Genomic DNA, 22628 nt, shown 5'->3' with positions numbered 1-22628 from the left:
AGACCTAATCTCTAACACTATTTAACAGCTCAAAAATTTCTTTATCTTCTTTATTTTTTATTTGGAGCTTCTCCTCTATTTCAATAGTTGGCACATTTTCCTGAAATGGAGGACTTAATTCTACCACTAAATAATCATCACGTTTTACTTTTGAGCCAGGTTGTATATTTTGTTTTGTTACATAACCCTTACCAATTACGTTTAGTTTCAAATTTAGAAGCTCTGTCAACTTTGTCACATCTCTTAATGCCCAACCTGATATATCAGGCATAGTCAACTCACCCTCTGTTTTTACTAACACTTTTTCACTTGGCAATACTTTATCATTTGCTATAGGATTCTGCGCTATCACATTCCCGCTTTTACCTAATGGAATCACTTTCAACCCTAGTACAGAAAGATCCTTATTCGCTTTTGTAATCTCTTGGCCAATTACATTCGGCAATTCAATCCCAGTTTTCGCAACTGGTTTTTTATTATTGTTTTTTTCCGAAGGCATAATGTTCATGTAATGCAAGCTATTTTTCATTACGTTTTTAAAAACATAGGCTGCGGGTGCAGAGCCAAGTTCAGTCGCTTCTAATTTTGGTCTTTTTACTGACACATACATGATTAACTGCGGATCGTCCTTTGGCGCAAAGCCTATAAATGAAAAGATATTATTTCCGTTCCCTGTCATATATTTACCTGTTTTTGGATCAGGAATTTGCGCTGTACCCGTTTTTCCAGCAATTTTATAGCCCTCAATTCTGTATGGTTTACCTGTTCCTGCTTCTGATGAAACAACGGTTTCCAATATATCAAGAACTTGTTTTGCTGTTTTTTCTTTTATCGGCTCGTTGACAACGGTTGGCTCTTGCTGTTTAATGACTTCACCTGTTTTTGGGTCGACTATTTTTTTGATGATATAAGGCTTCATCATTTTACCACCATTTGAAATCGCCGTAGCCGCTTGAATTTGCTGAATCGGTGTAACTGCTGTACCTTGTCCATAGGCGGTTGTTATTTTTTCGATTGGGTACCTAAATAAAATATTTCCGGGCACTTCATTAGGTAAATCAATTCCTGTAATTTTATCAAAATGAAATCTTTGTAGATATTCAAGAAATTTATCCGTACCAAGTTTCTCATTGACAAGCTTTGCAAAAGCAACGTTTGAGGATCGTTGTACGCCCTCAAGATAAGTGATGGTTCCCCAACCAGATTTATTGTGGTCCCTAATAGCCTTATCTTTTTTTGAAATTTGATATGAACCAGACATATATGTTTCATTCGCATTAAAAGCACCAGCATCAATCGCCGCGGCTAGTGTAAACACCTTCATCGTTGAGCCTGGCTCAAAGCGCGATGAGATTACCTCATTCATATAATTGGAAATTTCCCTTGTATTTGGATCAAAGCTTGGCCTTGTTCCCATCGCTAATATTTCGCCTGTTTTCGCATTCGCAACAATTCCAATAATATTTTCAGGCTCATACTCTTTATCTGCATAGGTTAAGGCGTTTTCCAAGAAAGTTTGGATTTTCTGATCTAATGTTAAATAAATATCCTTTCCATTTTCTGGTTCTTGAATCATTTCTTTTGGATCTGGAAGCTTCAACCCGCGACGGTCACTTTGGAACGTTAACAGTCCATCCTTCCCGTGAAGAATATCGTCAAACGTTTTTTCAACACCCATCATCCCAACTATTTTCCCATCATCATCCGCTTGCGCAAAGCCGATAACATGGGACGCAAAGATGCCATTCGGATATAAGCGCTTTTTCTCGCGGCTAAAGAAAATGCCGGGAAGATTCAGTTCTTTAATTTTCTCCATTAATTGATGATCGATATTTTTACCTTTTGGCCCTAATTCTACTTGAACGGTATTCGGTTTAGCAGGGTTTAATCTTCTTTCAATCTCAGAAGCTTGCATATTTAATAATGGCGCTAATTTTTCTGCCGTTTCATGTTTATCAATAACATGTTGAGGTTCAACAGCATTTTTGGAATATTTGTCACTAATAACAGCATACAATGTATATGTAGGAACATCTTTTGCAATTACTTCTCCGTTTCGGTCAAGAATTTGTCCTCGAGATGCTTCAATCGTTCGTTCTTTTCCCCATTTTTTTTCCGCTAACACCGAAAGATTATGTCCATCGACTTCTTTGACGGTTTGCAAGTAAACAAACCGCCCCGTCAAAATAAAAAAGAGGAGGACAAATAGCAATGACAATATCCTCGCTCCTATCTTAATATGTACAGTTTTTCCTTTATCCATATTCTCACCACGCTAAATGAAACTAGTTGCCGATGACCTGAACATTATTATCAATAATCGTTAATCCTTGTTCACCCGCAATTTTTAAAATGCGTTGTGGTCTCGATAACTCCGTTATTTCCTCTTCTAAACCACTATTAATCCTTTGTTGATTTGTAATATTTGTCCCTAATGCTTGAATATCATTATTTAGCTCATAAATGGCTGCTTGCTTCGATATAATCATTATACAGCCTATTGTACCTAAAATGAAGAATAGCGTAACTAGTATTTTTTCTCCAGTGGTAATACGACTTTTCTTTTTTACTTTAACTTTTGGCTTTACGTTTGGTCGTTGTTGCTCGTGTCTTTTTGGTTGAACTTGATAAGCAAGATTATTCAAAAAAACCACTCCCACATCGCATTATTGTTTTTCGGCCACTCTTAATTTTGCAGACCGCGCCCGTTTATTTTGTTCCATTTCTTCTTCAGAAGGTAAAATAGGCTTCCTCGTAACAAGCTTTAGCTTCGGTTTATATTCGTCTGGAATGATAGGAAGTCCTGGTGGCAAATCTGGCCCTTTACTCCATTTATTAAATGTTGTTTTGCATATCCGATCCTCTAATGAATGAAAAGTAATAACAGCAATTCTACCGCCCGGCTTTGTCATTGTAATCGCATCCTCAATCGCTTTTTCGAAAACTTTAAGCTCATCGTTAACGGCGATACGAATCGCTTGAAAAATGCGTTTTGCAGGATGCCCTCCTGTTCTTCTAGCCGCTGCTGGAATTCCTTCTTTTATAAGCTCAACTAATTCCCCTGTAGTCTCAATCGGCTTTTCTTTGCGATGGCTTTCAATTTTCCTTGCAATTTGTTTAGAAAATTTCTCTTCACCGTATTGGAAAAAGATTTTAACAAGCTCACTGTAATCCCAGTTGTTAACAACATCATAAGCGGAAATGGGCGCTGATTGATCCATTCTCATATCAAGTGGTGCATCTTGGTGGTAACTAAAGCCTCTTTCTGCGATATCTAATTGCGGTGAAGATACACCTAAATCAAATAAAACACCATCTATCTCATAGACATCACGGGCTTCTAACTCTTCTTTCATATAGCGAAAATTGCTTTTAATAAGAACAACTTGATCCTTATACTGCCCTAGTTTTTCTTTCGCATAGTGTAAGGCCATTTCATCTTGATCAAAGGCATACAGTCGCCCTGTTTTTGATAATTTCGATAAAATTAATTCACTATGTCCAGCACCACCTAGGGTGCAATCAACATATATTCCATCTGGCTTAATATTTAAGCCATCAACCGCTTCATCTCTTAAAACTGTAATATGTTCAAACATGTTGACACCTACTTCAAAATATATAGATATATTTCATTTAGTTTGCCTCTACATATCAAAATCAATCATGCTTTCAGCAATCTCCGCAAATGATTCTTCTGCCATGCCAAAATAGCTTTCCCAATTAGCCTTGCTCCAAATCTCAAAGCGATTTGAAACGCCAATGATGACGCAGTCTTTATCAAGATTAGCATAGTCCCTAAGCGGCGCAGCAATATTGACTCTTCCTTGCTTGTCCACTTCACATTCACATGCACCTGAAAAAAAGAAACGTGTAAAAGCGCGAGCATCCTTCTTTGTAAAAGGAAGGTTTTTTAATTTATCTTCTAGCGTTTTCCATTCGTCATGGGTATAACCAAACAAACATTGATCAAGACCTCTTGTAAGCACAAAGCTATCACCTAAAAGCTCTCGAAATTTGGCCGGGATAATCATACGGCCTTTTGGATCAATGGTATGATGGTATTCCCCCATAAACATGACTCACGCCCCACTTTCTGACACTATCATACCATAAGTCACCACTTTCTACCACTTACTAAAGAACTATTCATAAAAAAAATAAAAAACCTGCATCAACCTGCAGGTTTTCGCTCGACAATTTAATTTTTGTTTTGTTTCTACACGTTAGCTTTTGGATAACTTATACGAAAATCAACTTATGTTGATGATTCCACTCGTAATCAAGCGCTATTAATTCTTCGATAAAATGATAGCCATATAAATTAAGATAACAAAAAATATTCCATACTCTTTCTTGCGGAGCTCCTAGCGGTTTTAAAGAATAATTGAGATAATCAAATTTATCAAGTTCAACTTTATGTTTAAAACGAAGCTTCTTTTCCATTTTCTTTTTTAAAAAATGAATTTGCGATTGAATCATCAACGCATTTTTTTCCGCGATTTCTGTAAGGTTCGCATCGATTTCTTTAGCAAGCTCTTTTAATGGCTGATGCGCCTTCATAACCCCTGCTAAAACTTCCTCTACCGCTTGATCAATTGGATAGGGCGGTTGTTTTTTCAGCCAACTCTCCTTCTCTTTTTCACAGCCATGCTGGATCATTTGTTCAATATTCAAACCTAGCTCCCGTAAGTACTTATCCGCCCTTCTATCTATAATCGACATCATTAATCTAGGAATGACAGGCGGCACTTTGAATCCAAACAAATGAAACGCTTCCTTTAAAACGGCCCAATAAGCGATTTCACCAGGCCCTGAAATAAACGCTAATGTCGGAAAAACATACTCTTGCATGAGCGGCCTTGTGACTACATTATTACTTACTAATTCCGGTTTTTCCTTGATAATAGCTAAAAGTTCACTTTCTTCAAACTGACACTCTTTGTTCTTCCCAACAAAAAGCCCGTTGTCTCTTTCTAATAAAACGCGCTCACCGTTTTGTAAATAAAAGAGATGAGCATTGTTTTCATTCATTTCGATTGGCTCTCCATAACCTAACTCTTTTACTGTCAATTGCTTCTTTAGTACATTTTCCGCTAATTCTCCATTCTGATGTATCATCGTCTCTGTAAATGAGGCACCAATTTTTCGAAAGCCTTGATCCCCTGAATCAACAACAATAAGTCCATGTCCTTTAAACAATGTAAAAACAAGATTAATAAAAAAATCAACATATGTATCAGAGTTGTTTATATCCTCATTTAAGCGCTCTAACAGATTTTTTGTATGAACGGTCTCCTCAAACGTGCTGACAATTTCGTTAATCCAGCTTTTAGCAAGTTGTTTATCAAGGCTAAGGGAGGAAGCTGGCAACTTATGATAATTTTTTTGTTTAATAGGCCGTTTCTCTATTCTGCCTTCATGTAAAACAAAAGCGTGATTGATTTCTGCAAAATCATGATCTTCCCCTGCCACCCAAAAAACCGGCAATACCGGCACTTTCAGGAGCTTTTCTTGTTTATGTGCAAACTTTAAAATGGAGATGATTTTATGTATCGTATATAAGGGACCTGTTAATAACCCTGCTTGTTGGCCACCAATGACAACAACGCTTTTAGGATTTAGTAGTTTATTTATATTTTCAAATGTTTTTTCATCAGCATTAAATTTCTTATGGTATTGTAATAAATAACGAACAAGTGATTCCCTTGGGAATTGTCGATTTGATAACTCCTTTATGCGCATTTGATATGTCTTATCTTTCTCGATTGCAGGGTAGTCAAAAAAAGCAGCTACCTCATCATCCTGTTCAACATACCGAAAGGCAATTTTATTCGTTAAGGGCGCGTGGACGTCCTGTACTTCCATGTGGATACATCCTTTCTAATCTACGTAAAGAACTTTCATAACGAGTATAGCAAATAATTGCGATGATAAAAAAAATATTGCTCACAAATGATATAGTCGTTGATATAATCCATAAATGACAAGTGAAAAATAACTGAAAAAGAAAAGCAGAAAACTAAAACGCCAAAAACCCTTCCATACTTTTTTAAAAATAATTTCATTGTTAATTTTCCATTGTAAAAAAACAAATACTGCAGCTATAAATATTAATAACAGAAGAATGATCCATAAAAATGATTTGCCCCAAATAACACTAATTAAATAATGAACGGCTATGATAAAAAAAAGCGTCGATACATCAACTGAAATATGAAGTGATTTCTTATTGTTTTTTGTAAGGAAACGCGCAATCCAATATACGATAAAAATAACAAGGATTGGAATTGTGACAATCGTTGCTACAAAGGTCGCAAATAAATTAACCATTCCTCTCTTCCTCTCTAATGTTCTCCATCCCTTTAATACTATAAAACAAAAACGTAGACAAAGGCATCAATTTTTTACTTTTTTTCCCTTCTTCAAGTAAATACCCTAAAATAGCCTGAATTTCTGTTTGCCGCATCATTTCAAGATCTTTATACATTGAAGAATAGTTGTTACCGGTTTTTTTACAAATTGAAACAACTTCTTCCCATAAACTTTCAACATCGGCAATCGTAACGACCTGGATAACCTCGTCAAAAACAGCTTTCATATTTTTAAAATAAAAATCATTGTTTAATAAACTACCATTTCGAATCTTATAAAGGGCTGTTAACGGGTTTATGACAGCGTTAGCCACTAATTTTTTCACAAGCATTGGATACCACTCAGCCTCAGAGCGAATAACGAATCCGACTGAATTTAGCGCCTGCGCTATCGTTCCGAAATTCCCTACAGATCCTTGATACTGCGCAATTTTGATTTGCCCTTCTCCAGTGTGAGTAATACAAACATCAGAGTGTTTGAGAACGCCATGTTCAACAATACCTAAAAAAAGAGAATTTGCATATAATTTTGATAATAGAGAAATATGCCCCATCCCATTTTGTAGAAAAAGAAGCGGTGTTTTGACACCGTTTTCAATGAAAGCAGCAATAATTGGAGCTAAATCATATTGTTTTACAGTTATTATAATTAAATCTTCATCATTCATTAACCCGTTTGAAAAAGGGTAGGCTGTAACTGGATATTTCTCGCTTATTCCATTTTTCATCATTTCGATTCCAGTTTCATTGAGAAGAAATGCCTGCTCTTCTCTTCTAGTGTAAACAACCGACGTTATGTTAGCTCTGTATAAATAAGCGGCGACAAGGAGACCGACAGCTCCCCCGCCAATAACTGCAACTTTCATTATACCCCTCCAAGATGAAACCAGTGATTGTAGCTATGTATTTATTTATTTTACCAAAAATTAATCAATGATTGTGCCAATAAATGCTAAAATTCCCTTTAGAAAAATGAAACTTTTTTTAAAAAATATTTAATTGAGAAGAAATTTTCTCTTACATATATTATAATAAAATTAGAAAAGTACGAAAAGGAGGGTACCATTTATGGAAATCATACCGATTGAAAAGTTATCCGTTAATTTTAAAACATTGGAAGATTTTAAGAGTTTTAAAGAATTAGGCAATTACGAGCTCCAAATGTTAGATGATTTAAAAGGCAGCATTGTTGAAAACGATTGCAATTCGCCCTTCTATGGTATTTATTATGGTGATAAGCTAGTTGCCCGCATGAGTTTATATCATACAGAGAAAAAATTTGATTATTTATTTGATGACACAAGGGACTACCTCTACTTATCAAAACTTGAAGTGTTACCTCAATATCGTAAGCGTGGGTTTGGTAGTCAGCTCATTGATTTTGCAAAAAGCTTTAACCTTCCGATTGTCACTAGTCCTAAAGTTAAATCAGAGGGATTTTGGTGTAAAGTAGGGTTTATACCTTTTAAGCCAATAATGGAGGTTTCTGAAAAACTATTAGTTTGGGATCCTGATTTCTTATTAGACAATAAAATGAATTAAATTAAAAGAAGCTGACCTTTCTTAGTCAGCTTTTATTTTTTCACTCTTTCTAGATTACCATTTTTGTCCATTTGAAATTTAAACTTCGAGCCTTCGTCTTCCTGAAGGACAATCATTTTCCGTGCTCTTTCCATAATCTCAATTAACGCCTTGTAATCCTCTTCAATTAAATGATAATTTTCCGTTAGCTTTTCTATTTTTTGAAGCAGTTCAATTCTCTCTTGTTTTAAAGAAGCTAGTTCATTTCTCAATGACTCGTTTTCTTCCATAAGACGATCCGTGCTTTTCATCGTCGATTCAAGCGACGATAAAAAGTCGATAATCGCATGAAATGATATTACACTTTTTTTCTCACTATCGTTATCGTTATTATTCTCAACATTATGACCTTCTTGTGTTGTGTCAACAATAGGTGGTGCTAATTGCGGCGATTCTACAACTTTCTCGCCCTTTCTCTGTTTCTTCGCTATCTCAATTGCAGATTTATATTGTTTTCTAATGGCTGAGTTCCATCTAAAGCCACAAGCCGCCGCTGTTCTTGAAAGCCTTTGACCTACTTCATCAAATGCGGCTAGTTGCGTACTCCCATCCCTAATATGTCGCAATACGACCTCAGCAAGCAACAAATCTTCATCTTGCGTCCATGCATCCTGTCTTAATGTTGTCATTTCTCTATCTCTCCTAATGTTTTTTTATTATTTTTATGCAACAAATAGAAAAGATAGAATCTAAAAATCTAGTGAAAATACCCGAATAGTTATGTTTTATACTATTTGGACTAGGCATCTAGAAAGGATTTTACAGCTGCATGATGCTCATCAGATTCCCAAAGAATAGCACATTGCTCGATTTCCTCAAACATCCTTTCCCGTAAATTTGTACGTTCCCATTTCCTGATTGCTGTCCTTTTATACGCTTCTAACACTCCTGTGCTTTGGCTAATGTAAGCCTCTAACCATGCCTCACATTGTTCTTTTAAATTTTGGTCAGCTAATAATTTATTAATAAAGCCAAGCTCATAGCCTTCTTGAGCTGTAAATCTGTGCGCTGTCATAAGCAGGGTCATCGCTTTATCATGTGGTAATTTCTCTAAGAGCATTGATGCCCCTCCCCACCCTGTTGTAATCCCTAACTTTCCTTGCACAAAACCGAACTTTGCCTTTTCACTTGCAAATCGAAAATCACAGGCTGAAGAGATTTCACAGCCCCCCCCAATTGCTGCACCATTTAATAGAGCAACCGATGGTTTAGGTAACGTTACTAAAGAATATAAAATTTCGCCCATTTTTGAAAGCATGCTGTAAGCTTCATCTCTTGTATGAAGATTATGAAATTCCGATAAATCCCCACCTGAGCAAAACGCCCGATGGCCTGCACCTGTTATGACTAACATCTTATCTTTTTTATTGTGCCGAACCTCATCTATAACTGTTTTAAAGTGATCCATCACATCAAAATCAATTGCATTCCTTTTTTCTGGACGGTTGATTGTCAGCCATACAATTCCATTTCTCTTTCTTTCTAGGATAACCTTTTCCATTCCCTTTCCCCTTTTCTGTCAAAAAATTATTCATTTATACTATTGAGCGTTCGCTCAGTATAGTAATAACTATTTGCTTTTTAATTCAAATTTCCTGCTTCTTTTTCAAAAATAAAAAAAAGCGCAGAGAATTATCATCTCTACGCTTTTTTATTAGTCGTTAACTACTTCTTTACCTTTGTAAGTACCACATTCCTTACAAACGCGGTGAGCAAGCTTCATTTCTCCACAGTTTGGGCATGTTACCATACCAGGCACTTGTAATTTATAGTGTGTACGACGCTTTCTTTTTGCAGTTTTAGATGTTCTTCTAAAAGGTACAGCCATTTATTCCCACCTCCTTAAAAGGTTTACTGTTCATTGTTTTTGTCTTTAAAAAAATCTTTCAAGGCTGAAAATCTCGGATCAATTTTCTCCTTCTTTTCAGCTTCTGTAATAACTTCCCATCCGTTTCCTGATTGCGGTGCACCACCCTCTTGTGACGGGTCATCACAATAGATTTGCATAGGAATCTCTAAAATAATATTTTCCTTGACCATTGGCAATAAGTCAAGAACTTCTCCCTCAACTAAATGAAGATTTTCCTCATCAAGTTGACCATAACCTTCGGGTGATAACAAATATGTTTCGGTCGTTTCAATTGTAAATGAATGCGTAGCATCCTTTAAAGTACGAGTACAAGGTAGAATCATCTTCCCTTGAATCGTAATGGTGAATGTAATTTTATTAGATACAAAATCACCATGCCCTTTAACATGAACAGGTGAAATCCTTCTAATTTCAGATGTTTTTGTCAGTTCACTTACATCGACCATTTCATCAAGAATGATTCCTTTTGTCCGCAATTGGTTTAATTGAGTCATATACCATTTCATTCATCTCACCTCAAGGCAACAATCGTAATTATAGCTTTCGCTAACCTGTTTGTCAATATTTTTTCTTTACACTATACTATAGAAAACGCAAACTATAAAGAGGGGAAAAGTTCTATGAAGAGTGTTGGAGTCATTGTTGAATATAATCCCTTTCATAACGGGCATTATTATCATATCCAAAAATCAAAAAAAGTAACGGAAGCGGATATAGTGGTCGCTGTGATGAGCGGTAATTTTCTACAACGTGGGGAGCCTGCCTTAGTAAGTAAATGGGCACGAACAAAAATGGCGCTTGAAAGTGGTGTTGATGTTGTCATTGAACTTCCCTATGTATTTGCCACCCAAAAAGCCGAGGTTTTTGCACATGGTGCTGTCTCCTTGCTCCATGCCTTAAAAGTTGATAATTTGTGCTTTGGTAGCGAAAATGGTAGCATTCAATCATTTCAACAAACTTTGCATATAATGGAAACAAAAAAAGACGAATTCGACAACTTTATTCAACCTGCTCTTAAGGAGGGGACAAGCTATCCAAGAGCAGCCGCTGAAGCTTTTCAGTCATTAGGCATTATTGATTCAATGGTTGATTTATCGGAGCCGAATAATATTTTAGGATTCCATTATCTTCAAGCCATACATCAACTTAAAAGCAATATTCAACCGTACACAATTAAACGAACAAAGGCAAATTATCATGATGAGCATATTGAAGATGAACAAATCGCTAGTGCTACAAGTATACGCAAGACATTGTTTTCTGGAAGTACTAATCTTGTGGAAATCCAAAATGTTATTCCAGATACTACATTCACCCATTTAGAATCATATAAAAATAAATATGGAATGTTTCATCAATGGGAAGATTACTTTCCATTCTTAAAATACCGCTTGCTTTCAACAACAGCTGCAGAGCTGAAAGAAATTTATGAAGTCGAAGAAGGGCTAGAAAATCGTATTTTACAATTGATTACAGAAGCCGCTACATTTCAAGAGTTTATGGAAAAAATAAAAACAAAGCGTTATACATGGACAAGGTTACAAAGAATCTGCCTTCATATCCTTACTAACACAAAAAAGCAGACGATGAAAAACAATAATAATCAGCCTACCTATATTCGCTTACTTGGTATGTCTTTATTAGGCCAAGAATACTTACATAAAATCAAAAAAAATCTTGAACTTCCAATTGTTTCAAGACCCTCTACATTTTCAAATGAACAAATGATGCTTGATATTAAAGCGACAAATGTATATGCATCATGCCTTAAAGAACCATTTCGGACAAATATGATTAAAAGTGAATATGTAAATCCGCCAATACGGTATGATCAAAATAATCGACAGTTTTTATAATAACACCCAAAAGCTGATATTGTGTCCAATCAAACCCGATCACAATATCAGCTTTTGAAATATATAAATTAACACTGTTTTTATTTTTTTGGCGACAATTTTTCCAAATACTTTACAGCCTCATCAAATGTATTGACCGGAATAATTTTCATATCCGTTTTTATATTCTTTGCCGTTTCAAGTGCTTCCTCATAATTTGTCAAAATAGCCTTGCCGTTTTCATCAAGCCGTTTTTTCCCTCTTTCATTTGGTGCAAAGAAAATCTCTATACTTGATTTATCAGCCGCGACGATTTTTTGCTGAATACCACCAATACGGCCTACTTCTCCTTCATAGCTAATCGTGCCTGTACCGGCGATTTTATAGCCTTTTGTAAGATCTTCGTCAATCAGTTGATTGTATATTTCAAGTGAAAACATCAATCCGGCAGAAGGACCGCCAATTTTGTCTGTTTTAATTTCCACTGGTGGATTTACTTCCACTATACGATCCGTTACAAGCAGGATACCTAAGCCTACTTTGTCTTTCTTCTCCCCTGTCTTTTCTTTTGGAAAAACAGCTAATGGTACCTTTACCTCCATAGTCTTTCCTTTTCGTTCTAATTTTAAAGTGACAGCATCCCCTTGACCCTTATTAGAAACATATTTAATAAATTCCTCAGATGATTTCATTTCGCGATTGTCCACTGAAAAAAGACGATCACCAACCTTAAGGAGCTTTTCCGCAGGCATTCCTGGAATAACGCTCATAACGTAAACGCCATTATAGTTGATTTTAATATCCTTTTTAGCTTTCGTATAAGCAACAACAGTGGCCTGTTCTTTTGAGCTTTCCATCATCTGTAGCTGGCGATGCGAATACTCATCCTCTGTTTCACCCTCTGGACGGATATATTCCTTTGGATAGATTTCATAATAATCATTTACCTTGGCCCAAGCATACTGGATTACATTTGCTTTGCCAATCCGAACGGTTGTTAATGAAAAGCTACCTCTTTCTTTATTTCCCCCTTCTACCTTTACAATCGGTGCTAATTCTGTAGCCGCCCCTGGTGAGGAAATATAATATGGTAATTGAAAAAATGAAAGAAAAAGTGAAAGAAAAAGTGTAATTAAAACAACTAAGATCCAGCTCTTTGTCATGTTTCTTCGTTTATTCATGACGTGACTCCTTCCACTTCTCGATAGCATCTAAGATAAAAGGAATTTGCTTCACCGTTTCCTCTTCGCCTAAGCGGATAATATCTTCAGTATTCGTGAATGCCTTAGAACTATATTGTTCAACATATGGTTTAATTACAACGTCTGCATCATATTGTTTTAACCGTGCTAATTCATCCTGCATAATATCAATGCTTTGCAAAATTACGTCAAAAATTGAAGAAACCTCCACATTACCTTTCAGTTGTGAAACATCAACAGCTATAACAATATCTGCTCCCATTTCTTTTACAACAGAAATAGGCACCCTGTCGACAACCCCCCCATCCACAAGCAAGCGGTCATCAATTTTTTCAGGGACAAATATTCCTGGTATTGATATACTTGCTCTGATTGCTTCTGCAAGAGGACCTTCCTTAAAAATAACCTTTTCACCCGTATGAATATCAGTTGCCACAATCCAAAGCATAGGGGAAAGTTGTTCAATCGTTTTTCCAAATGTAAACATCCTAATAAATTCTTTGATTTTTTGGCCATTTATAAAGCCCATTTTCGGAACGGTAAAGTCAAGGTAATACTTTCGTCTAAATGCTTTTGCTAACTTTTGAAGACGCTCAAGATCATGTCCGGCTCCATATAAACCTCCCACCAACGCTCCCATACTGCTGCCTGCCAGCAACTCAATTGGTATATTGGCTTCATTTAATGCTTTTAATACACCTAGATGAGCAAAACCTCTAGCTCCACCTGAACCGAGAGCTAAGCCTATTCTTGGTTTTCTCAAAAATCCCCCTCCATTACCGTTTCCTTATTTTAGGTCTATTCTAATCTTAAAATCGTATATTAGTAATAGGACTAGATTGGTTTGACCTTATTTTACCATTCTATTTTCTTCAAGTATAGAATTAAGACTCATCAATAGTTGGAGGGCTATATGTGACACGTTCTAAATTACATACAATCCTACTGGCAATCTCAATTACACTTATTGCCACCGGATTGATTTTTTTTCCAAAAGAATCACTAGAAGCTTCTAAACGAGGATTAGAAATGTGGTGGGGAGTTGTCTTCCCTTCCTTATTGCCATTTTTCATCGTCTCAGAATTATTAATCGGCTATGGTGTCGTAAAATTTATTGGAATACTATTAGAACCTCTTATGCGCCCATTATTTAAGGTCCCTGGCATTGGAGGAGTTGTTTGGGCAATGGGAATGGCTTCTGGCTTTCCTGCTGGGGCAAAGCTTACAGCACGGCTTCGCCAAGAAAATCAGCTAACAGCAATCGAAGCAGAGCGTTTAGTCTCTTTTACGAATTCATCAAATCCCCTTTTTATTTTTGGAGCCGTTTCCGTCGGTTTTTTTAATAACGCCAATATCGGCGTATTATTAGCGGCAGCCCATTATTTAGGTAATTTTTGTGTTGGGCTTTTTATGAGATTTCATGGATATAAAGATTCTGTAGACGAGCCCCACACTACAAAGCGATTTTTTTCATTAAAGGAGGCCTTTCATTCTCTTCATGAAACTAGATTAAAAAACTATAAACCAATTGGCAAAATGTTAGGGGAAGCGGTTACCTCCTCAATCCACACATTATTAATGATCGGCGGCTTTATTATTTTGTTTTCTGTGTTTAACCGATTACTTTACATAGTAGGAATCAGCGAGCTATTTTCTGTATTTTTCAGCTACATACTCGCGTTTTTTCAAATCCCAGTTGAATTAGCTTTGCCGCTATTATCAGGCATGTTTGAAATAACGTTAGGAAGCCAATTAACGAGTCAAACTGAAGGCGTGGATTTATTTTATAAAGTTATTATTACAAGCTTTATTTTGGCGTTTAGTGGTTTTTCAGTTCAAGCGCAAGTGGCTAGTTTATTAGCAGAAGCTAACATTCGTTTTCAACCTTTTTTTATGGCTAGAATGATGCAAGGGATCTTTTCCTCTATTTTTGCTTATTTATTATGGAAGCCATTATATGCAAATTTGTATTCAATCAACAATAAAGAAGTCATCCCAGCTGTTGCAAATGATGGCGGGCTGTCCTGGGTCAATGTTTATTGGGAGTTTTTATTACAATACGGCGCGCTCATCACGATTGCGTCACTCTTCTTATACATCATTCTTTATGCAAAAGCCAATGTTCAAATTGAAAAAAGCTGATCACTCGTTCGATCAGCTTTCATATTTTTCCCTTAATGCCCTTTCAACTTCTTTCGGAACAAGGCTTGAAATATCTCCATGATATTTCGCTGCTTCTTTCACAATACTTGAACTTAAAAAAGAATATTGATTATTTGTCATAATAAAAAAGGTTTCTATTTCTTCCCCAAGCGTTCTATTCATCGATGTAATTTGCATTTCATACTCAAAGTCTGAAACCGCTCTTAAGCCTCTCAGAATTGCCGTTGCATTTTTTGTTCGAGCATATTCAATCAACAATCCATCAAATGCTTCAACGACGACATTGGGGATATCGCGTGTAACCGTACGGATTAGCTCTATTCTTTCATCAACTGAAAAAAGCGGATTTTTTGATGAATTATTTAATACACAAACATAAAGCGTTCCAAATACTTTGGCGCCGCGTTTAATAATATCTAAGTGTCCAAGTGTAATTGGGTCAAAACTTCCAGGACAAACAGCAATACTAGCCATTGATTCCTCTCCTTTCTAATTCCAATTATATTGAATTTTCAGTATTTTCATTGCGTTTAAAAATAGAAACTGCCGTTGTACTCCCGTATATTTCTCTTCTTACTAATTGGAGAGTACCTATTGCAATTGAAAGCGCAATATCAGCTCCATGTTCAGCAATAACAATACCATCTGCCGTTAGCAAGTTGGCTTCTGCAATGACAGAAATAATATTTTCTAATTCTTTTACTTTATAAGGCGGATCTAGAAAGATATACGAAAATTTCAAGTCACGCTTTTTGATTGCACTTAGTGCTCTCGTTGCATCATTGCAAAATACTTCGGACTGTTCACGAAAACTACAGAACTCAATATTTTGCTTAATAATTTCCACAGCTTTCCTATTCCGATCAACAAAAATAACTTTGTCTAAGCCCCTGCTTAACGCTTCAATGCCAAGCCCGCCACTGCCACCAAACAAATCAAGCCCTATGCCACCATCAAAATAAGGGCCGATTATATTAAAAATCGATTCCTTAATTTTATCTGTCGTTGGTCTTGTCTCCATCCCTGGGACAGCCTTAAGAGGTCTACCTTTACACTTTCCTGCAATTACCCTCATTACATCACCTATGAATTTTTTTCGAATCCAAGTTTCACTTTATCCTAACATAAAAATAGAACTAGCAACAATAAATATGAATCAAAATTCAATGTATAGAGAAAAAAGTTTTGGTCATAATGGTTAGTAACAACATTATTTTATGATGATGTTGTTGCCAACCGCGGAGAAGACTTACGTTTCCCCATAAGTTCTTCCTCCGGTTTCTCCTCTCCCTTTGCCTTCTTGACTTAAAGGCCAAACATGACCTTCAAGAAAAATAGAAGGACCCTGCGAAAGCAGGGATTTTTTTATCTTAAATAAATCGTTTGTTCTCGTTTTATGACTTCTATTTTTAATAAACTCTCAATCATTTGTTCTGAAATATAGACGTTCTCACCAATCTCTTCAAGCGGAAGATTTGTCAACATGAATTCTTGTTGATTATAGTTATATTTTTTCTCATTCAAATAAAATTTCCAGCTGTTTTCTTCTTTCGTTAGTAAGTAAACTTGGGATTCTGGGAAATACTGAATCTTGAAACCGATACGTTCCATTGTCTCAACGAACGGGAAATAAATTTCCTTTTTCTTTATGATAGTATTCCAGTCCGTCCCGATTCTTCTTTGTCCGTAATAAACTTGGCGACGATCTACGTAATAGAGTGGTACTGCTCTTTCATCCTTATTGTCATTTTCTGTAAAGTACATCGTTTGTAATTGTGAAAACTTCGAAAGCTGTTCATCAAGATTTTCGAGGCTGATTTCTGTATAATTATTATTATTTTTAAGCAACCAATCAGCAAAAGCCATTTTTACGTCTTGCTTCAAATTTTCCAGCAACTCTTTAGACATTTCAAATTCCTTATTTTGGCCAACAGGACGCTCCAAAATAAACGCCGGCAGTACATTCCAAACCCAGCTTATCTTATCAGTTTTCGGTTTTTTATAATTTAGCAAGTAGGCTTGAATAGCCAGCTCTTCAAGCTTATCTTTATCAATATGTTTTGGAACGACTACTAATAAAGGTGCCAAATAAACTTGATCATCATTAGCTTGAATGATGGTCAGGCCATTTTTATCAGGTAAGCGCTTATACCAATCTTTAAAGCTAGTAAAAAGAGACTCATCACCGCTACGATTTTGGATAAACAAATAAATATTAGGCTCATATACTTCTATTTTTTTAAGCGGTTCTTTCGACATATAAAGCGGGAATTCAGTTGTATTATTTTTTGTCCAGGCAAAATAAGTAAGATATTCTTTATCAACTTGAGCCTCACTTACAGCACCTGAAATCCACGTAATCGACTTATCCGTCTCCTCTGACACTGTTACGTGAAAATTCGCCGCTATTGCTTCTCGGTCATCTGTAAAAAATTGAACAAATCCCGTTTCAAACCAACCATAACTTTTGCTTTCATCTACAGGCAACTTGTAATTAAACGTAACGAAGCTGTTCGCGCCAACATCGATTCGTTGTAGTGATGCGCCATCTTTTAAAGTAAGCGTTTCTTTGTCTGCCAAAATGCATTCGACAGATTTAGCGTCTAAAGGAAGACGAATTAAAAAATGATTTTGAGCTAATTTTGATACTGTTTGCGTTACAAATAATTGACCGTTTTTATGTACAAGTCCCGTTTCAATTTCCAAATTAATATTCTGGGTTTTCTCAGTGTTTTTGGCATCCTTATAAAATACAATCCATTGAATCCCCACTAATCCACCAATAATAATCATTAACCCAATTAAGCCTATTACAATTTTCTTTATCATCTATACTCACAACCTTATATGTCATTCCACTTTAAGATACCAAAAAAATCTAAAAATTTATATGAAAATAAGCAAAAATTTTTGACGTTTCTTCACTCAATTGGTAAAGTGAAGACGATTATTGTATTATTGTGCGAAGGGAGTTGGAACGATGATCCAACGATTTATTGAACTTGGACAAGGATATTCTGACCTTTATGAGTTACTAGAAATTGCTAAATCAAACAAACATCGTCTTGTTCACTTAATGGCATTTCATACCGTTATAAATGACAATGATGTCACTTCGTTAGCTGTCGTATTAAAACCGACGTCATCTGGAGATTTTCAGCCAATCTATATTTGCCGTGAAGGCATTCCGAATCGTGAGAAAAAGCCGAATAAACGCTACGATTTATTTAAAGAGTTAGCTCAGGAACTCGGAAAAGAGATTATTTCCATAGAGGTTAAACCATCTACAAATTTTGCGGAAACTGAACTTTTCTATCAGCATTTAATCGGCATTCTCCGCATGAACCGTTTTATACCGCCAATGGGATAAATGGCAACAAAAAGCCCTTAGCAATTTAAAAATTTGCTAAGGGGCTTATTATTAGATTAAATTCCGATTTTATAATCATACTCTTTCGCTTTATCTGGCTTAGAGTTTTCAAATTCGGTTTTGAGAAAAGGCTTATAAGAAAGATCAACATTCTTCACAAACGACAAGGATTTAATCCGATTTACAGCATCTTCTACCCGATTCATATCCATATAGATCACTACATATTTAAGCTTTTTGGAAACATAGTGAATATTCCCAAAGCGCTTTAATTGCTTTACTTGTTTTAATGAGTGCACCCAAACAATTACACCTTGTCGATTCCCAAAATTCATTTGTAAATCTCCTTTTTAAAATACTTACGAAAAGCTTTTGCCTGCTATATCCTAGTCAGAATAGCATGAAAATAGATTGAATGGCAAGCATAAAGCTCAAACACTACCCACAGCTATGCCCACTACTAGTGCCGCAGCCACTACAGCCTGAAGACTCAAAAAAAGGATCACCAGTAGGTACTTTAATTTGTTCTGATACGGAATGACCGATTAAAACACTAACTTCATCTAAAAGGGTTTGCAATGCATTTTCAGCCTTTTTAAATTCGTAAACAGTTTCAAGAAAGTCGATATCCCTTTTTAATTCCCGTGTTTCTTTGATTACCTTTAAATAATCGGGATGATACTGTCCGAAACGGTGTACTTCTTCATATCTTTCCTTTTGCTCCGTAAATGCTTTAATTAAGCTCATTGCCTTTTCGTCATTTCGTAATGTATTTAAACTCTGATAATAGTTTTCCACTACATCAGACTGAAGAATCATCTTGGACAATTCATCTGCTAAATCAAGAATGTATATCCTTTCTTCTGTTGCAAGCACAATGAACACCTCCGCTACAATAATAACATAAGGAACGATTTTAAGCGAACACTCACAACTATGAAAGAAAATACTGACCTATACAAAGGTACAAGTCAGCATTTTTTGTTAAATCGCAACATCAAACTCTTTTTCAACTTTATATGGTGTGCCATCATTCTGGACTAACTCAAGCTTAATTTCGTGCTTGCCAACGGGAAGCCCTTTAATAATAAAGGCTGCTGTATAAATATTGTCAATTTTTTTGCCATTCAAATAAAGCTGAAGATAACCATAACCACTTTTGTTAATTTTTAAGTCATCTTTTTTGGAAAAAGTGAAGTTTTGAATCACGCATTCAACATAAATGTCATGACCCTTAACTTGGTGTTTCACTGAGATTGGATTTACCGGTTCTATATTAGTTTTTGCCAGCGCTGAATAATCAAACATAAAGAATAGAAAAGAGGTTATGACAAGGATGTATTTTGTCATACTATGTCCCACCTTTTATTTTGTATTTGCAATCTTATTGTTAACCTCGCTGGCTAAAATTAATCGAAAAAAAAAAGGCCTACGGCCCTTTTCATTGTTGTTCATGATTGCCATTTGAGATCATCATCCCAAGTAATAGGTTGGCTAATTGGATATGCTGCTCCAAGCGGTCAATTCTTTGCGGAAATGTCCGACCAAAAAAAATTTTTGCTTCCTGTTCAATCTCAAACACCTTTTCAGGGTTTCGACTTAAGATTCGATACCAAATTGGATTTTCTCGAATAAAAATCAGTAAATCACGTCTAGTTGCTAAATAATTTTGAATTTCATGACGCATTTTTTACCAACTCCAGACAGTCTCTAGTCTTTTTGATAAAAAAATGGATTATGCGGATTTCTTGGCCCAGGTATCATCTGATTATTATTTGGTCTAAAGCCTTGAAATTGCTCAATAATTTGTTGGACGTTGGCAATTGCACCACTGACACTATTAATATGCTTTTGCACTTCATCCACATCAATATTTTTAACAATCCCCATGATTTGCGCTAAAAAATCGGACTCCAATCGTAAGCGTGACTTTTTAGGAACTACCTCACTCTTACTTTCCGTTTTATATTGATCCCACATCGCATCATCATCTCCAAACATGTACCAATCCTCAAATAATTCCTGCCAGCTTTTCTCCTTGGCGCGCACTTCCTTCACAATACCTGGATGCTTTGAAACGAACTCTTTAAATTCTAAAACTTTAGGATGTAGCTTCCCCATCGTATTCACCTCAACATATTTGGCCTACTATACTATAGGTTACTAACCATTCAAAAGAAATGTCCGCCCATTTTACCATGCTTTTATAAAATTTTGCGTGTAATATTTTTCATAAACACCGACCCCTAAATGAGTAAAATCTTTATTTAAAAGTGTTTGACGATGTCCTTCACTATTTAACCAGCCTTGAACGACAGAAATCGCATCTACATAACGGGCAGCGATATTTTCACCAGCGCTCGAAAAATGAACGCCACCATTTACTAGCCGGTCTAACAAATCACCACTTGTGGGTGAGCTATGGGAAAAATATTCTTCTTCGAACATTTCGCGTGAATGGCTGTAGGCAACAACAGCTGCTCTATCGTCCCAATTAACATGACTTAATCCATTTCGTTCTCTTAATACATTCGTCATATCTAAGATTTGCAGTGCTTTTCCTTTTTCAATTTCATTCCATATCGTTGGGTCTGTTTTTTGCGCCGATATTAATTCACCACGATAAACGAGCTCATATGGCCTTATTTTCACTAATGTTCGTGCATCTAAAAATCTAATACTGGAAACCTTTTTCGTAAATTGATCAATATTTATTTGGGCCCAAACATTTTTATATTTAACAAGTGGATTCGTCCTCAGTTCTTCCGCCGTTAGTTCAAATCGGTATAAATTACGTTCGACTTCAAAGGAAATTTTTTCAGAAATCTTGCTACTATTTTTTAAAGTATGTAATGATTGTTCAATTTGAAAAGGAGCAATATCAATATTGTCCCCCATTACAAATACAGTTACAACCTTACCGCCTTCAATACCAATTTGACAATAATGTGAAAGTGGTTGATTGTATATCCACCAATCATAATCATATTCTGAAATGTCAATTCTTGATGGTTCGCCTAGAGCTTCAATCACTGTCTGACTGTCCTTGCCAATAAGCTCGTACAATTTTACTCTTTTTCCATCATTCTTACCTTTTTCTTGCTCTTCTTTTTCATTATTCATTGACTGAATTGCTATAGTATGTATTTTTTCGCTTGATAGAGGAGCGAGAAGTTTTTGAAAATAAATACCTCCTACAATAAGCGCCATTAATAGTATTAAAATGTTTTTCTTCATTAATAGCCCTCCTGCTTGTCCTGACTTTTATATCATTATATTGATGGGCTATTAAAATATTCCTATTGCGCAAAAAGAAAGAAACTGATCAAAATACAATCAGTTTCTCTTATCATTACCACTAACAACTATGATTGAAATTCTGTAGGTTCGGATATTTCACTTAAAGCGTACCCCGCTTTTTGATCTGATTGCTCTTCAACCGCTAAATCACCTAAGGAAACAATGCCAACTAATTGTCCATTTTCTACAACCGGCAAGCGACGAATTTGTTTTTCAGCCATTAAGTGTGCTGCTTCATGAACAGAGGCAGTAGGGGCAATGGTAACCATCTGCTCACTCATTAATTCTGTAACAGCATTGGAACCGGAGCGTTTCTCGGCAATTCCTCTTACTACTAAATCCCTATCAGTGATCATACCTAATAAATTCCCATTTTCAACTATAGGAATGGCACCGACATTCAAATCCTTCATTTTTGTCGCTACCTCAAATGCATTATCGACCGGTGTACAATATTCCACATTCGTTGACATAACATCACGAACACTTTTCATTGCTGTCCCTCCACTTACTATTTTTTGATAAACATTTGTGTCCAGTAATGGCGATAGGACCCTCCCTTAGCATAACCAACCCCGATATGAGTCATTCTCGAATCTAAAATGTTTTGGCGATGACCTGCACTATTCATCCAAGCGTTGACCACTTCCTGTGGTGTTGCTTGACCTGCCGCAATATTTTCAGCTGCAGCGGAATAGTTAATTCCAAAATTTTTCATCATCGTAAATGGTGATCCATACGTCGGTGAAGTATGACTAAAATAATTTTTATCTCTCATATCAGCTGATTTGTACCTAGCAACCCTTGAAAGTTCCCAATCCGCGGCTAATGGAGGCAACCCATACTTTGCTCTTTGCGCGTTTGTCAATTGAATTACTTGTGATTCAATACTCTTTGTTTCGTTTATAACTGGGATCGTCAATTTTTGACCGG

The 22628-nt window shown here is 36.0% G+C and carries 28 protein-coding genes; 4 read left to right on the top strand and 24 right to left on the bottom strand.

All coding sequences use genetic code 11. From position 1 onward, the window contains the following. Positions 1–4 precede the first annotated feature (4 nt). From GX497_15115 to GX497_15085, 7 genes are all read right to left on the bottom strand, one after another. Positions 5–2263: a PASTA domain-containing protein gene (locus GX497_15115; protein ID HHY74521.1), complete on the bottom strand. Its 2259-nt coding sequence runs from the start codon at positions 2261–2263 to the stop codon at positions 5–7. A gap of 22 nt (positions 2264–2285) precedes the next feature. Continuing rightward, positions 2286–2645 (bottom strand): cell division protein FtsL, encoded by a 360-nt coding sequence (gene ftsL, locus GX497_15110; GenBank protein HHY74520.1) that lies wholly within the window; start codon positions 2643–2645, stop codon positions 2286–2288. 21 nt (positions 2646–2666) lie between these two features. Continuing rightward, a complete protein-coding gene (gene rsmH, locus GX497_15105) occupies positions 2667–3599 on the bottom strand; it encodes a 16S rRNA (cytosine(1402)-N(4))-methyltransferase RsmH (GenBank protein ID HHY74519.1) in 933 nt (310 codons plus the stop codon). A gap of 48 nt (positions 3600–3647) precedes the next feature. Further along, positions 3648–4079: a division/cell wall cluster transcriptional repressor MraZ gene (mraZ, locus tag GX497_15100; protein HHY74518.1), complete on the bottom strand. Its 432-nt coding sequence runs from the start codon at positions 4077–4079 to the stop codon at positions 3648–3650. A gap of 163 nt (positions 4080–4242) precedes the next feature. Then, positions 4243–5868, bottom strand: coding sequence for a bacillithiol biosynthesis cysteine-adding enzyme BshC (bshC, locus tag GX497_15095; protein HHY74517.1), 1626 nt, complete (start codon positions 5866–5868; stop codon positions 4243–4245). Positions 5869–5949: 81 nt separating this feature from the next. Then, on the bottom strand, positions 5950–6333 hold the full coding sequence (locus tag GX497_15090; GenBank protein HHY74516.1) for a DUF3397 domain-containing protein: 384 nt from the start codon (positions 6331–6333) through the stop codon (positions 5950–5952). Then, positions 6326–7240 (bottom strand): 2-dehydropantoate 2-reductase, encoded by a 915-nt coding sequence (locus tag GX497_15085; GenBank protein HHY74515.1) that lies wholly within the window; start codon positions 7238–7240, stop codon positions 6326–6328. The genes GX497_15090 and GX497_15085 overlap by 8 nt, the downstream gene beginning before the upstream one ends. A 202-nt stretch (positions 7241–7442) precedes the next feature. On the opposite strand from GX497_15085, the gene GX497_15080 reads away from it, so the two are divergent. Beyond that, positions 7443–7916, top strand: a complete 474-nt coding sequence (locus GX497_15080) for an N-acetyltransferase (protein HHY74514.1) — start codon at positions 7443–7445, stop codon at positions 7914–7916. Between the two features lie 32 nt (positions 7917–7948). On the opposite strand, the gene GX497_15075 is transcribed toward GX497_15080, so the two are convergent. From GX497_15075 to GX497_15060, 4 genes are all read right to left on the bottom strand, one after another. Continuing rightward, positions 7949–8584 carry an RsfA family transcriptional regulator gene (locus GX497_15075; GenBank protein HHY74513.1) on the bottom strand — a complete coding sequence of 212 codons (636 nt, stop codon included), beginning with the start codon at positions 8582–8584 and terminating at the stop codon, positions 7949–7951. A 110-nt stretch (positions 8585–8694) separates the two neighbouring features. After that, positions 8695–9456 (bottom strand): enoyl-CoA hydratase/isomerase family protein, encoded by a 762-nt coding sequence (locus GX497_15070; protein ID HHY74512.1) that lies wholly within the window; start codon positions 9454–9456, stop codon positions 8695–8697. A 153-nt stretch (positions 9457–9609) separates the two neighbouring features. Then, complete coding sequence (gene rpmF / locus GX497_15065) at positions 9610–9783, bottom strand: 50S ribosomal protein L32 (GenBank protein HHY74511.1); 174 nt, start codon at positions 9781–9783, stop codon at positions 9610–9612. Between the two features lie 23 nt (positions 9784–9806). Then, positions 9807–10331 carry a DUF177 domain-containing protein gene (locus GX497_15060; GenBank protein HHY74510.1) on the bottom strand — a complete coding sequence of 175 codons (525 nt, stop codon included), beginning with the start codon at positions 10329–10331 and terminating at the stop codon, positions 9807–9809. A 114-nt stretch (positions 10332–10445) separates the two neighbouring features. Between GX497_15060 and GX497_15055 the strand changes: the two genes are divergently transcribed. After that, positions 10446–11681 (top strand): nucleotidyltransferase, encoded by a 1236-nt coding sequence (locus GX497_15055; protein HHY74509.1) that lies wholly within the window; start codon positions 10446–10448, stop codon positions 11679–11681. A gap of 80 nt (positions 11682–11761) precedes the next feature. Here the strand turns inward: GX497_15055 and GX497_15050 are convergent, their stop codons facing one another. Further along, positions 11762–12841 (bottom strand): PDZ domain-containing protein, encoded by a 1080-nt coding sequence (locus GX497_15050; protein ID HHY74508.1) that lies wholly within the window; start codon positions 12839–12841, stop codon positions 11762–11764. Then, complete coding sequence (locus GX497_15045) at positions 12834–13625, bottom strand: patatin family protein (GenBank protein HHY74507.1); 792 nt, start codon at positions 13623–13625, stop codon at positions 12834–12836. The genes GX497_15050 and GX497_15045 overlap by 8 nt, the downstream gene beginning before the upstream one ends. Before the next feature lie 152 nt (positions 13626–13777). Here GX497_15045 and ylbJ point away from each other — a divergent pair, with 152 nt between their 5' ends. After that, positions 13778–15004 (top strand): sporulation integral membrane protein YlbJ, encoded by a 1227-nt coding sequence (gene ylbJ / locus GX497_15040; GenBank protein HHY74506.1) that lies wholly within the window; start codon positions 13778–13780, stop codon positions 15002–15004. Positions 15005–15016: 12 nt separating this feature from the next. On the opposite strand, the gene coaD is transcribed toward ylbJ, so the two are convergent. The 3 genes from coaD to GX497_15025 form a co-directional block, all read right to left on the bottom strand. Continuing rightward, complete coding sequence (coaD, locus tag GX497_15035; protein ID HHY74505.1) at positions 15017–15499, bottom strand: pantetheine-phosphate adenylyltransferase; 483 nt, start codon at positions 15497–15499, stop codon at positions 15017–15019. Positions 15500–15524: 25 nt separating this feature from the next. After that, the gene (gene rsmD / locus GX497_15030; protein HHY74504.1) at positions 15525–16100 is read right to left on the bottom strand and encodes a 16S rRNA (guanine(966)-N(2))-methyltransferase RsmD; all 576 of its coding nucleotides are present in this window, start codon (positions 16098–16100) and stop codon (positions 15525–15527) included. A 290-nt stretch (positions 16101–16390) separates the two neighbouring features. Then, positions 16391–17854, bottom strand: a complete 1464-nt coding sequence (locus GX497_15025) for a hypothetical protein (protein HHY74503.1) — start codon at positions 17852–17854, stop codon at positions 16391–16393. A gap of 151 nt (positions 17855–18005) precedes the next feature. Between GX497_15025 and GX497_15020 the strand changes: the two genes are divergently transcribed. Then, positions 18006–18395, top strand: coding sequence for a methylthioribose kinase (locus GX497_15020; protein ID HHY74502.1), 390 nt, complete (start codon positions 18006–18008; stop codon positions 18393–18395). Positions 18396–18451: 56 nt separating this feature from the next. Here the strand turns inward: GX497_15020 and GX497_15015 are convergent, their stop codons facing one another. The 8 genes from GX497_15015 to GX497_14980 form a co-directional block, all read right to left on the bottom strand. Continuing rightward, a complete protein-coding gene (locus GX497_15015; protein ID HHY74501.1) occupies positions 18452–18730 on the bottom strand; it encodes a YlbG family protein in 279 nt (92 codons plus the stop codon). A 103-nt stretch (positions 18731–18833) separates the two neighbouring features. Next, positions 18834–19274 (bottom strand): YlbF family regulator, encoded by a 441-nt coding sequence (locus tag GX497_15010; GenBank protein HHY74500.1) that lies wholly within the window; start codon positions 19272–19274, stop codon positions 18834–18836. A gap of 105 nt (positions 19275–19379) precedes the next feature. Continuing rightward, positions 19380–19745, bottom strand: a complete 366-nt coding sequence (locus tag GX497_15005) for a hypothetical protein (GenBank protein HHY74499.1) — start codon at positions 19743–19745, stop codon at positions 19380–19382. A gap of 91 nt (positions 19746–19836) precedes the next feature. After that, a complete protein-coding gene (locus GX497_15000; GenBank protein ID HHY74498.1) occupies positions 19837–20082 on the bottom strand; it encodes a hypothetical protein in 246 nt (81 codons plus the stop codon). Between the two features lie 23 nt (positions 20083–20105). Then, entirely contained in the window at positions 20106–20516 is a 411-nt protein-coding gene (locus tag GX497_14995; GenBank protein ID HHY74497.1) for a hypothetical protein, read from the bottom strand. 72 nt (positions 20517–20588) lie between these two features. Next, positions 20589–21632 carry a CAP domain-containing protein gene (locus GX497_14990; protein ID HHY74496.1) on the bottom strand — a complete coding sequence of 348 codons (1044 nt, stop codon included), beginning with the start codon at positions 21630–21632 and terminating at the stop codon, positions 20589–20591. A 128-nt stretch (positions 21633–21760) separates the two neighbouring features. Continuing rightward, on the bottom strand, positions 21761–22189 hold the full coding sequence (locus GX497_14985; GenBank protein ID HHY74495.1) for a CBS domain-containing protein: 429 nt from the start codon (positions 22187–22189) through the stop codon (positions 21761–21763). 17 nt (positions 22190–22206) lie between these two features. Continuing rightward, positions 22207–22628: hypothetical protein (locus tag GX497_14980; protein ID HHY74494.1), on the bottom strand; the 422-nt coding region annotated here is incomplete at its 5' end.

Source organism: Bacillus sp. (in: firmicutes) (assembly GCA_012842745.1).
Taxonomy (GTDB): Bacteria; Bacillota; Bacilli; order Bacillales; family Bacillaceae_J; genus Schinkia.
The sequence above is the reverse complement of the archived record's forward strand: the minus strand, read 5'-3'. Positions and strand labels throughout refer to the sequence as shown.